Here is a 12,257-nt window from a genome sequence, read left to right on the forward strand (position 1 = left end):
CGGGCGGGCTCATCGCGGGCGGGTGCGCGCCAGACCGACAGCGGCGGCGAACAGGTCGGCGAGGTCCGCAGGGGTCGACATCGGAGCGCTCATGGATACGTTCGCCCGGCCGGTGTTCCCGACCGGGTAGCGCCCGGTGGCCGACCCGGGCGCGGCGACCGCGAGCCGGACGAGTTGGCCGACCGCCTCGCGCGGGTCGCGGGTACGCACCGCGCGGGCGAGCATCGCTCCGTGCGCACGCACGTGTGGCCACGCCCACGGCTGGGACAGGATGTGCGCCCGCTCCAGATGCGCCCACCCCCGCGTTCCCGGCCCGGCGGCGCGGGCGGCGGCCAACTCCGCGTCCAGCGCGACGCGTACGCCATGAGGCATCTTCGGCATGTCGATCCTCTCGCGTAGGGGTGCATGCGGCGGCGCAACAGGACCGGAACACCGGGACAACACCCACGCGGACGCGCACCCGCCGTGCGCATCGGCCGAGTTGGGCACGTGGGCGGCGGCGGCCCAGCCGGCCCCCCGTGCCGCAAATGGTCAAGATATGCTGAGCAATTGATTCGATGCCGAACAATCAGGAAGGGACGGGGATCCGACTCCCCGTCCCTTCTCGACGCGTCGCGCCTCCGGTCAGTCCCGTGCGGGGACGGGATCGCGGTCGTCGGTTCGGTCGACCTGGTCGACTCGTGACGGCGGGCTGGTCCGACGCAGGACGGTGAGGGCGATGACGGCGGCGACGACCAGGAGCACGGCGCCGAGGGTCAGGCCGAGCGCGTATCCGTCGTTGAGGGCCTCGCGCGTACCGGTGTCACCGGTGCGCTCGTGCGCGGCGGTGCCCAGGGCGGCGAGTCCGAGCGAAGCGCCGATCTGGCGTGAACTGGCGAGCAGGCCCGACGCGGTGCCGGCCTCGTGCGGCGCGACGCCGGCGGTGGCGATGGAGACGACCGGTCCGAGGCACAACCCGAAGCCGAGGCCGGCGACGATCGAGGGCCCCAGGACGTCGCCGGCGAAGCTGCCGTCGGGGCCGATCCGGCCGAACCATGCGAGTCCGGTCGCGGTCAGGAGTCCGCCGGCCACCAACAGGTGGCGCGGAGCGAAGCGGTAGCCGAGTTTGACGGCGACCACGGAACCGGCGATCACGCCGAAGGCGAGCGGCAGGAACATGGTCCCGGTCAGCGCCGCGCCCGTCCCGAGCACTCGTTGCAGGTAGAGGGACGCGAAGTAGAAGGCCGAGGCCATGGCCGCGCCCACCAGGAGGTTGTAGGCGTTCGCACCGGCCACGGCGCGATTGGCCAACAGGCCGAGTCGGATCAGGGGTTCACGCGCGGTGGTCCGCTCGACCTGGATGAACGCCACCAGCAGCGCGACGGCGACCGCCAGGGTGGTCAGGGTGACCGGCGAGGTCCACGCATACCGATCGGTGCGCACGACACCGAACACCAGCAGGGTCATGCCCGCCGCGACCAGGACGGCACCGAGTACGTCGGGGCGCCCTCCTCGCGAGGTCGGCGCACTCTCGGTGATGCCGCGCCACGCCAGGGCCAGCGCGCAGGCCGCCATCGGCACGTTCACGAACATCACCCAGCGCCAGCCGGCGTACTCGGTGAGCAGGCCGCCGATCAGGACGCCGAAGGCGCCCCCCGCGGCGTTCGTCGCGCTCCATACCCCGAAGGCCCGGACGCGGGCCTTGCCGGTGGGAAACGTCGCCGTCAGCAGCGCCAACGCGGCCGGGGCCAGCGCGGCGGCCCCGATGCCCTGTGCGGCTCGGGCGGCGACGAGTTGGCCGGGCTCCCGGGCGAAGCCACCGAGAAGCGAGGCCAGGCCGAACAGGCCCAGCCCGAGCAGCAGCACCCGTTTGCGGCCGTACCGGTCGGCGGCCTTGCCACCCAGCAGGAGCAGCCCGCCGAACGTGAGGGCGTAGGCGTGGATCACCCAGGTCAGGCCCACCGCACCGAAGCCGAGACCGGCGGCGATCTCGGGAAGTCCGACGTTCACGACGGACAGGTCCAGCGACACCATGAACTGCACGACGGCCACCACGGCGAGCGTGAGCCCCGGCCGGCCACTCGAAGCATTCGTCCTATTCGTCATCGCGAACTCCGTCCCCCGTGCCGCCGAATGTCTTTTCGAACATGTTCCGAAAGTAACATCGAGGCAGGCCGCTGTCGACCCGGGAACGGCCGACCGCCCATGGCCGACCCCGCACCGGTTTCGCGGCGCAAGAGGGTGGAGCGGCATGATGGGGCGATGCCCTCACCGCTCCCGTCGCCCGTACCGCACGGCCGCACCGGCCGCCCGCCCGTGACCTCCCGCGCGCAGATCCTGACGGCGGCGCGCCGGCTCATCGACCGGGACGGCTGGGAGAAACTGACCGTGCGCCGGCTCGCCGCCGAGACCGGCATCGGGGCGACGACCATGTACCACCACATCCGCGGCAAGGACGACCTGCTGGTCCTGCTGCTCAACGGCTACATCGACGAGATCGAACGCCCACCGCTCCCCGAGGACCCGCGCGAGCGCATCCTCACGGCCGCCACCGCGATGCACGACGCGCTCGCCTCCTGGCCCTGGGCCGCGGAGATCCTCTCGGCCGACGGCTTCGTCGGCCTCCTCGACGAATCGGCACTGTGGATGGTCGACGCCATCGTCGGCGGCGCCCGCGACCACGGCTGCACACCCGCGCAGACCGTCCGCGTGTTCCGCGACATCTGGTACTACACCATCGGCGAGGTCCTCGTCCGCGCCCACAGCGCCCGGGCCCGGGAGAACAACGAGCACCCCGCCTACCGCGAAATCTTCGACGCCACCCGGGTCCCCCACCTCGCCGCCGTCGCCCACCTGTGGGCCGAGGAGGGCGCCCGCGACAGCTACCCCCAGGGACTGCGCGCCCTCGTCGACGGACTCCTCGCCCAGACCACGCCGACCGACTCCCCCGGCACCGACTGAGCACCGGCATCGAAACCGGGCCGAAGCCCCCTCACCCGAAGGCACCGACAAAACCTGGGCGGCCCGCGCGCAACTGCCGCCATCATCAACGGACTTACCGTTCCGGTGCACATCCGCGACGACGAGGACCCCGCTCACGACAACGAGTTCCGCGTCCTGGGGCTCGCTCGCGGAAACGTGACCGAGCACACCGAGCCGCTGCTGTCACCGTGCGTCCCGACCCTCGAGGATCCCTACGAGGAATGACCCGACCGATTCACCGGCCGCCCCGTGCGGGATCGGCGCGAACCCCCACCCGCGCCCACGACTGTTGCGGATCCACCTTGATTTTCAACCTGTCGAGGGTGAAGGTCTGCCTGAGCCCATGGATTCCGGTGATGTCACGCATGGGCCTGTTAACCATACAATCTGCCTATCCACTGGCGTCTCGCTCTCCTGGTGCTGAGCACACGAACTCAACCGGCCAGGCGGGGTCCAACTTGCCCACACCCGACAGGCGTTCACGACACCGACGGCCGCCTGCGCCGATCTCGCGCGCACCGAACCGGTCGAGGTGCGCCGATGCACGAACCGTCCCCACGGCACACAGGGCGGACGTTCACCCACAGGGACGCGCGCCGACCATCTGCGGCGCTACGCGATGCTTGCGGGCGCGGCGGCGACAGGGCCTGAGTTCGCGTCGACGGCGTCGTCGGTCTCTATGGCCGCGATGATCCCGGCCGCCCAGTTTCGAGGGTGGTCGTGGCCGAGGGCGGTCGACAGGTGGATCATGCGGGTGCGGCGTTCGCGGCGGGGCATTCGCAGTGCCCGTCGGAGCGCCCACACGAGGTCGGCCGGCGAGCGGGGGTCGGTGAGGAGGGCGCCGTGGGCGAGTTCCTCGGCTGCTCCGGCGTAGCGGGACAGCACCAGCACGCCGTTGCCGCCCGCGGCCGATTGGGCCGCCACATACTCCTTCGCGGTGAGGTTCATCCCGTCCTGGAGCGACGTCACCCAGAACACGTCCGCGGCGAGGTAGTGGTCCACGACCTCGACGAACGAGAGGTTGTACGGGAGGTATTCGACCGGTTGCCAGGTCGCGGTGCCGAACCGGGCGTTCACGTCGGCGATGCGACGTTCGAGGGCGACGCGGGTCGAATCGTGGGCGGTGATGCCGGGTTCGGGCGGCGGGCAGACCAGACGGAACCGGAAGCGACCATGCAGGTCCGGGTCGGAGGCCAGAAGCGCGGCGACGGCGGCGACCTTGCGCTCGGGGGCCTTGACGTAGTCCAAGCGCTCGACGGAAAGCACCAAGTGACCCACGGCGGACGGAGCCTGCGGCCCGCGCGACCGCACCATCGCGTCGATAGCCGCGCGGTCGACACCCAGCGGATGCACACCCACCCGCGGCGCCCTACCGGCATCGCCCAGTGTGGCCCGGAAGTTCGCGGCGAATCCCTCGGTCTGGAACCCGGCCCAGTCCAGTGCCGTCAGCGAAGTTCGTACCTCGGCCGCTACCGGCAGCGAGTCGAAGATCCGGGCCGGCGGGAACGGCGTGTGATGGAAAAGGCCCACCCGCAGGTCGGGCCGCGACGCGCGCAGGAGTCCCGGTACGAGCCACAGGTTGTAGTCGTGCAGCCACACGGTCGCCCGCTCGGCCGCCCGGGCCGCGATGTGTTCGGCGAAGCGGCGGTTGACGGTTCGGTACTCGACCCAGGCGGCACTGTCGAAGCGCACGCGTTCCGGCTGCGACATCAGCGCCGGCCACAACGTTTCCTTGCAGGCCCGGTGGAAGTAGGCCGACCACGCCGCAGGTTCGAACCGCTGCAAGGACAACGCGAGACCGAGATCGTCGTCTCCGCCCCCAGGACCGAAACCCGAACCCGGACCCACACCCACACCAACGCCGGCACCGGCACCGGCACCGGCACCGGCACCGGCCAGATGGTCCCCCTCCCCCACCGCCCCCGCAACCCACAGCGCCGGCAACACCTGGGAGCTGTCCCCGTGTTCCGCACCGAGAACCGAACACAACGTCGGCAGGATCCCGTTCGGGCTGACCGGAGCGCACCACCCCGTGGAGGTCCATATCCGGGGCGGTCGGTGATAGCCCACGACCAACGCGTGTTCCGGCTCCACCCAACCCAGGTTCCGCAACGCGGCCACGATCCCGGCCGCGCCGTGCTGTTCGGTGCGGTACACCCTCTCGTCGCCGGCCACCGCCCGTTCCAGGGCGGGCTCGGCGCCACCGACCACCACACCGTGCGCGCCGATTCCGAACATCGACAGGTCGTTGAGCGAGTCGCCCGCGACCAGCATGTCCGCCCGTTCCCAATGCAACGAGCGCGCCAGGGCCTCCACCGCCGCGCCCTTGCTCGCCCCCGGGGGCAGAACGTCGAAGTAGCGATCGGCCGAGTACGCCCACGAGCACCCCAACGCGGCCACCGCCGCGCTGAGTTCATCGGTCAACTCCCCGGGAGGCAGTTCGAAGGAACACCGTCCCTCCTGCGCTACCCCGTCCTGATACCTCAGAGCGGGGAATCCGGAGAGCCCGTCGCGCACCCGTGCCGCACCGGGCCAGCCCGCGCGCAATCGGGACTGCAGATCCGCGACGGTACTCAGGTCCCTGCCGTCGGCCAGGCTGGCTCCGACGTCGGCGACGACCCACCGTGGCCTGGGCACGAGCGGGTCGGCCAGCACCTGGCGCACCGAGGCCAGTCCGCGGCCGGTGGCGAAGACCACCGTGATCTCGGGATGACGCGACAGGATCCCGTGCAGCCGCAGGCGTTCGGCGTCCGTACCGCCCAACAACGTGCCGTCCAGATCGGTGACCAGGACTCTCACCACACCCCCCGACGGACCGATGAGCACGCCACGAACACCCCACACACAAACGAATGTCGATCGACCCACGTGCAAAACGCGCTCCGCCCGATGAGCCGGAGAATGTGGTCGACCGACGACCTCGAAACGCTAACACGCGCGCGCAACCGTGGGGAGTACCGCAACTACCAGGGGTGATGCTCAAGTTGCGTCCCTCGGAGCGGCGGCACCGGCTCAGCCGGGGCGAGCCACGCGGACAGTTCGTCGGCGTCCAGGGCCCCGCCCGATCCCGGAGCCGTAGCCGCCGCCGATCCGCAGGCCACTGCCGCTGCCAGAGATCGGGGCAGATCCCAGCCGGCGAGCAGGCCGTGCACGAACCCGGCGTTGAAGCAATCGCCGGCACCCGTGGTGTCCACGACGCGAACCGGCGCGGCGGGAACGGCGATCCGATTCCCGGCCCGCAGCGCGATCGCACCGTGCTTCCCGCGCTTGATCAGGACCGTGCTCACCAGCTCGCCCAGCAACGTCGCCGCGTCGTCCGGCGTGGCGGCACCGGTAAGGCGCAGCGCCTCGTCGACGTTGGGCGCGAAGACGTCCACACACGCCAGGACTTCACGCACGGTCGGCGTCTCCAGCGTGACCGGAACATCCTGGCAGTCCATGAAGATCGACGTGCCCGCCTCCCGCACCGCACGCAGCGTCTCCACGACCCCCGGGCCATACCGCAGTTCGGGCAGTACGAGGACCCGCGGCCGGTGCACGCGCACCAGTTCGTCCACCGGGCGCGGTGTCACCGGGTCCTGAAAGCTGACCATGGCCCGGTCCGCGGTGTACGAGAGCGCGACCGTGACACTGCGCACGGGCTGCGGATGGTGCCGGAATCCGGACTCGGACAACCCCGCGGCCCGAACCCCGGCCAGGACGTGCCGACTGAACTCGTCGTTCCCGAAGTCGGTGGCCCACACCACGTCGTCCCCCAGCCGGTGCAGCGCCATCGCCGGGTTGAAGGCGCCACCGGGCAACATCTCGAACCCGCCGGCGAACGTCTCACGCCCCACGGCCACCGTCCGGGGCAGCTCACGAAAGATCAGATCGGCGAAGTACGCCCCGGCAACCAGCACATCGCAACGAGCCTCGGAGATACCCATGCCCGCATCATCGCCCCACCCTCGTCCCGGGCGTCGAGCGTCGGGCGTCCCTGCACATGAGTCGACAAGACGTGAAATCCACCGCATCCGAAAGCCAGTCATGTTGCTGGTCGGTGTCGCACTGGCCGCGGTCGCCACCGCCGCCACCGGCCCGGTCTGGTTCGTGGCGCTGGCCGCCCCGCAACTCTCCCGCCGCCTGGTACGGTCCCCCGGCCCGGGACTGGTCAACGCCGCCCTCATGGGAGCCGTCCTGCTCACCGCGAGCGACCTGGCCGTACAGCGCCTGTTCACCGCCGGCGTGCTGCCGGTGGGCGTGGCCACGGGATCCCTCGGCGGCCTCTATCTGCTGGGCCTGCTCCTCGCCGAGTCACGCCGAACCCGATCCTGACGAAACGAGGCCCTTCGCCGGCCCGGCGGACCGAGGACACGTCCCGTGTGACCGGGGCGGCGACACGCCCGGAGGCGGAAACCGCACCGCGCACGGCGCCACCGGGTCGGCGCACCGGGTCAGGTGAATGTCGCTTCGGCCAGGGTGGCACCGAGGTAGGCCGCGGCCAGGCCCGCCGCGATGCCGATGATCACGTTGGCGGCGGCGAACGCTTTCGCGCCGGTCTCGGTCAGGCGGACGGTCTCGAAGGAGAAGGTGGAGTACGTGCTGAGCGTCGCGCACAGCCCGGGGCCGATCAGGTGTTGGAGGGCCGCGGGCACGGTGGTGGCGGTGGCGGCGCCGGTCAGGAAGCCGAGCCCGGTGCAGGCGGCCAGGTTCACCGCGAGCGTGCCCCACGGGAAGACGCCTTCGTGCCGGGCCTGGATGGCCTTGTCGGTCAGGTAGCGCAGGGGCGCGCCGACGAGGGCGCCGGTGATGACCATGAGCCAGTTCACGCCGTGCCCGCCTTCCGGGCGGCGCGGGGCGGGGCGAGCCATCGGGTGAGGCCGGCCGCACCCCACAGCGCGAACAGGGCGGCGGCGAGGGTTGCCGCGAGGTAGGCCGACGCGACGCCGGCGCGTCCGTCGTCGATCAGGTGTCGGGCGTCGACGGCGTAGGTGGAGAAGGTGGTGAAGCCGCCGAGGACGCCGGTGCCGAGGAAGGGCCGCACCAGGGGGTGGGCGGTGGCGCGTTCGGTGATCAGCACCATGAGCACGCCCATCAGGGCGCTCCCGGTGACGTTGATCCAGAAGGTGGTCCACGGGAACGTGCCCGGTGCGGTCGGCCAGATCAGGGTCGCGCCATAGCGGGCACACGCGCCGATCACACCGCCCGTCGCGATCGCGGCGAGGATCTCGGCTTGCCGGCGGCGCGGCCCGGGCGGCGGCCACGGGTCGATCGCGGTGTCGGGGTCGACCGGCTCGGCCTGCCACCCGCCCGGCGCGGCGGGTTCGGCGTGTTGATCGGGGCGCTGGTCAGGATGCACGGCGTTCAGGCTCCCACCTGATCGACTTGGCCCCGTGGCGCGCGGGCACGCACGGGGAAGGTCAGGTAGGGACCGTTGGCGACCGGGTCGCGGTTCGGGTACGGCGGGCCCCACCGCCGTGCGGCCGCCCACCGGACCGCCGCACGGTCAGGATACCGACATGCGCGGCGGAAGTCGGGCGCGTGGCAACCCCGCCGGGCCGGTCGGCCAGGGGGGCCGGCTTGGGCGAAAGGCGGGGCCGGCTGTCCTTCCGTCCGGGCGGGATTCGCTAGCGCATCGCCGGGTCGGTCGCGTCGCGGACGGGATCGGGCATGGTCCAGCGGTGCCCGCGCCTGGGGTGCAGGTAGGCGTAGTAGTAGAGGTAGCCCGCCGCGACCATGGCCACGGCGATCCCGACCGGGCGCCGGTCGGCGTCGATCGATTCGTACAGCACGTAGGCCATCACGCCGATCACGCCCAGCGGTACCCACGGCCAGGCCGGCATCCGGTAGGTCGCGTGGGCGGTGGTCCCCCTGATCCGGCCGTACAGCGCGGAGACGGCGACGAAGATGTACAGCACCACCAGGTTCGCTCCGGTGGCCAGGATCAGGGTGTCGAGCGGGACGAGCCACGCGACCACGATCGCGGCGCCGCCCATCACCAGGGTGGCCAGGACGGGAGTGCGCAGCCGCGGGTGCACGGCGGCCGGCGGCCTGCCCACCACGTCGGACCAGGCCCGGTCGCGGGCGGAGGAGTACAGCAGGCGGCCGACCTGCAGCATGATCGCGATCACCGCGTTGACGATGGCGATGGCTATGCCCAGGCTGACGACGGTGTTCCTCGCGTCGCCGCCGCGTTCGAGCAGGAAGTAGTTCATCGGGGACGGGGCCGCCATGAGTTCGCTCGTACTCGGCGTGCCCAGGAGTACGGCCACCAGCGGAAGGCACTCCGCGACCACGGTGATGCCGAGCGACCACATCACGACCTTGCCGATCGAGGAGACCTGCCGGGTTTCCTCGGCGAAGTACACGGCGGTGCCGTAGCCGTTGTAGGCGAACAGTGCCGTGGCGGCGAAGGACACGACGAGCCCGGCCGAGGCGCCGACCAGGATGTTGCCCTCCCCCAGGGCGTGCGCCGTCCACAGCGTGGACACCGGCTGCTCGACGTGGACCAGGCCGAGCCAGGCGAGCACCGCGATCGCCGCGAGCTCGACCGCCAGGAAGACCCCGGTGACCCAGGCGTCGAGGCGAATGCCCAGGACGGCGACGAGCGAGGCCAAGGCGATGACGGCGAGCCCGGTCCGCTTTCCGCCGAGCGAGCCCCACACCACACCCAGGTAGTCGCCGGTGCCCAGCGCGATCACCGCCACCGTCAGGACTCCGCCGAGCAGGCCGAGCGCGAACAGCGCGAAGCCCGTGGACCGGCCGAGGGTGCGCGCGGCGAAGGCATACTCGCCGCCGGTGATCGGGAACGCGCTGGACAACTCGGCCTAACACAGGGCCATCAGCATCCCGGCGACGGCCGCCGGCGCGAACGCCAGGGCCGCGGCGCCACCGAGCCCACTGATCGCCGACGGCATGATGATGAAGACGCTCGACGCGGGCGTGATCGAGGACAGCGTGATGAACATGTTCTCGCGCAGGCCGAGCGAGCGGGACAGGTCCTGGGCGTAGGCCGCCGGCTGTGCCGGCGAGGTGCCGGCGGGCGTCTGACTGCCATCGGAATCGGCCATGAGGCTCCCTTGTCAGTTCTTTGACGCCGGAGTCAACGTTATGGAAGACTTCCACGTCAATGGGCACCCTATAATTTGGCAATCAGGACAAGGAACGATGCATGGCGCGACCGAGGAACCAGACGGCGAGACGTGAGCAACTGGTCCACGCGGCCACCGCGGCGGTCGGCCGGCACGGTCTGGCCCAGTTGCGGGTGGCCGACATCGCCGAGGTGGCGGGCGTCGCCCGGGGGTCGGTCAGCTACTACTTCAGCGACCTGGGCGACCTGCTGCGGCAGGTGTACCAACAGGCCGCGGACCGCTTCTACACGTCCCGCACCGACACCGCCTCCCGGCTGCCCGACGCCCGCGACAAGCTCGTGGCCTGCGCACGGCGCGGCCTGCCGGCCGGTCCGGAGGACGAACTCGCGGTCGTCCTGTACGAGTTCAGCGCCGCCGCTCGCGACGAGAGCGAATACGCCACGTTGGCGCAGAGCCTGTACGACCGACAGGTCGCCATGTACGGCTCGATCCTGGAGATCGGGCAGGCCCAGGGCCACTTCCGGTTCACCGAACCGATCCGGGACGTGGCCGCGAACCTGGTCACCCTCGAGGACGGCTACGGCCTGCACATCGTGAGCCGCAACTCCTCGCTGCCGCCCGAGCGGGCCCTGGCCCTGATCCTGGCCCACGCCCGCCAGGCCACCGACTGCCCCGACCTGCGCCCGGACCGAGCCGTCCCCGATCCCGACGCACCGGGCCGGGACGCACCGGGCCACGACGTGCCCGGCCAGGGCACGCCGGCCCCGGACGCGGCCGACCACGGCACCGGTGGCCACAGGGCTCCCGACGACGACACCCGGAAAGGCACCGCGTGAACACCCCCGCACCATCCCCCCTGACCTCCACCCCGTCGGGTCGACCACGCGCCCGGGCCCTGGGCATCCGCCTCGACGGCACACCCGGGCCGGCCAACGCGCTCACCGACGTCCCCGGAGTCCGCATCGGCTACACGACCCTGGTCCAGGGGTCGTCGGTGCGCACCGGCGTCACCGCCGTGTTGCCGCGCGGCCGGGACGGCGTCGGCCTGCCGTGCGCCGCGGGTCGGTACACGCTCAACGGCAACGGCGAGATGACCGGCAGCAGTTGGCTCGACGAGACCGGCAGCCTGGCGGGCCCGGTGATGATCACCAACACACACGCGGTGGGTCCCGTGCACCGGGGGGTCGTCGACTGGACGGTGGCCAACCGACCCGAACTCGCGCGGCAGTGGCTGCTTCCGGTGGTCGCCGAGACCTGGGACGGCTACCTCAACGACATCAACGGCCCGCACGTCCGCGCCGAGCACGCGATCGCCGCGATCGACACGGCCGCCTCCGGCCCGATCGAGGAGGGCTGCGTGGGCGGCGGGACCGGCATGAACTGCTACGGCTTCAAAGGGGGTTCGGGGACATCCAGTCGGGTGGTGGAGTACGGGACGGCCCGCTACACCGTCGGCGCCTTCGTCCAGGCCAACTTCGGCGCGCGGCGCGAACTGGTCGTCGCCGGCGTCCCCGTGGGCCGGCGGCTGACCCAGGACAACCCGATGGAGGACACCGACTGGTTCGCCCCCGGCGGCGCCGGCTCGGTCATCGTGGTGATCGGCACCGACGCTCCCCTGCTGCCCGGCCAGTGCAAGGCCCTGGCCCGCCGGGTTCCGCTGGGCCTGGCCCGGACCGGCACGACCGGCAGCCACTTCTCCGGCGACATCTTCCTGGCCTTCTCCACCGCCAACCCCGGTGCCCTGACCAGCGTTTTCCCGCAATCCCCACCCACGGACGAGGACTACGACACGCTGCGCCACATCCCCTGGGGCCGCATCGATCCGTTCTACGACGCGACCGTGCAGGCCGTCGAGGAGGCCGTACTCAACGCCCTGGTCACCGCCGAGGAGACCACCGGCCACAACGGCCACCGCACCCCGGCCCTCCCGCATGCCCGCCTGCGCACCCTGCTCGCCGAACGAGGCCCCGACGTCGCCGGCTGAGGCCGTGTGCTCGACCGGTTCGGCCACATCTCGACGCGGACCTCGCCTCCGGCCTGGACCACACGCCCACCATCCGCCGGGGCGAGGCGCCGTCGGCCCGCCTCGGCTCGGCGCGGGAGCACCGGGTCGGATCCGGCCTCCGACATCCCGTTCACGCGACCGCGCCGGCCGGATGGCGCGGGGCCCCGCGGGTCTGAATTCAGCCCGAGTACCTCCCTGTACGGTGGTTTTCGGCCGGCGCC

The 12,257-nt window shown here is 71.7% G+C and carries 14 protein-coding genes; 5 read left to right on the forward strand and 9 right to left on the reverse strand.

What is annotated here, in order from left to right; all coding sequences use genetic code 11:
- Positions 1–9 precede the first annotated feature (9 nt).
- Together ACIBSV_RS33515 and ACIBSV_RS33520 are read right to left on the reverse strand one after the other, a co-directional pair.
- Entirely contained in the window at positions 10–381 is a 372-nt protein-coding gene (locus ACIBSV_RS33515; RefSeq protein ID WP_395869790.1) for a DUF3703 domain-containing protein, read from the reverse strand.
- Positions 382–624: 243 nt separating this feature from the next.
- Positions 625–2,085, reverse strand: a complete 1,461-nt coding sequence (locus ACIBSV_RS33520) for an MFS transporter (protein WP_395869792.1) — start codon at positions 2,083–2,085, stop codon at positions 625–627.
- 156 nt (positions 2,086–2,241) lie between these two features.
- Between ACIBSV_RS33520 and ACIBSV_RS33525 the strand changes: the two genes are divergently transcribed.
- A complete protein-coding gene (locus ACIBSV_RS33525; protein ID WP_395869794.1) occupies positions 2,242–2,940 on the forward strand; it encodes a TetR/AcrR family transcriptional regulator in 699 nt (232 codons plus the stop codon).
- 105 nt (positions 2,941–3,045) lie between these two features.
- The gene (locus ACIBSV_RS33530) at positions 3,046–3,186 is read left to right on the forward strand and encodes an Imm7 family immunity protein (RefSeq protein WP_395869796.1); all 141 of its coding nucleotides are present in this window, start codon (positions 3,046–3,048) and stop codon (positions 3,184–3,186) included.
- A 10-nt stretch (positions 3,187–3,196) separates the two neighbouring features.
- Here ACIBSV_RS33530 and ACIBSV_RS33535 read toward each other — a convergent pair whose 3' ends face one another.
- The 3 genes from ACIBSV_RS33535 to ACIBSV_RS33545 form a co-directional block, all read right to left on the reverse strand.
- Positions 3,197–3,328, reverse strand: coding sequence for a hypothetical protein (locus ACIBSV_RS33535; protein WP_395869798.1), 132 nt, complete (start codon positions 3,326–3,328; stop codon positions 3,197–3,199).
- A 245-nt stretch (positions 3,329–3,573) separates the two neighbouring features.
- Positions 3,574–5,787: a trehalose-6-phosphate synthase gene (locus ACIBSV_RS33540; RefSeq protein WP_395869800.1), complete on the reverse strand. Its 2,214-nt coding sequence runs from the start codon at positions 5,785–5,787 to the stop codon at positions 3,574–3,576.
- Positions 5,788–5,924: 137 nt separating this feature from the next.
- Positions 5,925–6,887: a carbohydrate kinase family protein gene (locus ACIBSV_RS33545; protein WP_395869802.1), complete on the reverse strand. Its 963-nt coding sequence runs from the start codon at positions 6,885–6,887 to the stop codon at positions 5,925–5,927.
- 100 nt (positions 6,888–6,987) lie between these two features.
- Between ACIBSV_RS33545 and ACIBSV_RS33550 the strand changes: the two genes are divergently transcribed.
- On the forward strand, positions 6,988–7,275 hold the full coding sequence (locus tag ACIBSV_RS33550) for an iron chelate uptake ABC transporter family permease subunit (protein ID WP_395869804.1): 288 nt from the start codon (positions 6,988–6,990) through the stop codon (positions 7,273–7,275).
- Positions 7,276–7,394: 119 nt separating this feature from the next.
- Here ACIBSV_RS33550 and ACIBSV_RS33555 read toward each other — a convergent pair whose 3' ends face one another.
- From ACIBSV_RS33555 to ACIBSV_RS33570, 4 genes are all read right to left on the reverse strand, one after another.
- On the reverse strand, positions 7,395–7,769 hold the full coding sequence (locus tag ACIBSV_RS33555) for a fluoride efflux transporter FluC (RefSeq protein WP_395869806.1): 375 nt from the start codon (positions 7,767–7,769) through the stop codon (positions 7,395–7,397).
- Positions 7,766–8,299, reverse strand: a complete 534-nt coding sequence (locus ACIBSV_RS33560; protein ID WP_395869808.1) for a fluoride efflux transporter FluC — start codon at positions 8,297–8,299, stop codon at positions 7,766–7,768. The genes ACIBSV_RS33555 and ACIBSV_RS33560 overlap by 4 nt, the downstream gene beginning before the upstream one ends.
- A 268-nt stretch (positions 8,300–8,567) precedes the next feature.
- A complete protein-coding gene (locus ACIBSV_RS33565) occupies positions 8,568–9,761 on the reverse strand; it encodes an APC family permease (protein ID WP_395869810.1) in 1,194 nt (397 codons plus the stop codon).
- Positions 9,762–9,767: 6 nt separating this feature from the next.
- Positions 9,768–10,010 carry a hypothetical protein gene (locus ACIBSV_RS33570; RefSeq protein ID WP_395869812.1) on the reverse strand — a complete coding sequence of 81 codons (243 nt, stop codon included), beginning with the start codon at positions 10,008–10,010 and terminating at the stop codon, positions 9,768–9,770.
- Positions 10,011–10,111: 101 nt separating this feature from the next.
- Here ACIBSV_RS33570 and ACIBSV_RS33575 point away from each other — a divergent pair, with 101 nt between their 5' ends.
- Positions 10,112–10,867, forward strand: coding sequence for a TetR/AcrR family transcriptional regulator (locus ACIBSV_RS33575; RefSeq protein ID WP_395869814.1), 756 nt, complete (start codon positions 10,112–10,114; stop codon positions 10,865–10,867).
- Positions 10,864–12,015 carry a P1 family peptidase gene (locus tag ACIBSV_RS33580; RefSeq protein ID WP_395869816.1) on the forward strand — a complete coding sequence of 384 codons (1,152 nt, stop codon included), beginning with the start codon at positions 10,864–10,866 and terminating at the stop codon, positions 12,013–12,015. Before ACIBSV_RS33575 ends, ACIBSV_RS33580 begins: the two co-directional genes overlap by 4 nt.
- Positions 12,016–12,257 lie beyond the last annotated feature (242 nt).

This window comes from Embleya sp. NPDC050154, from assembly GCF_044460165.1.
Lineage (GTDB): Bacteria > Actinomycetota > Actinomycetes > Streptomycetales > Streptomycetaceae > Embleya.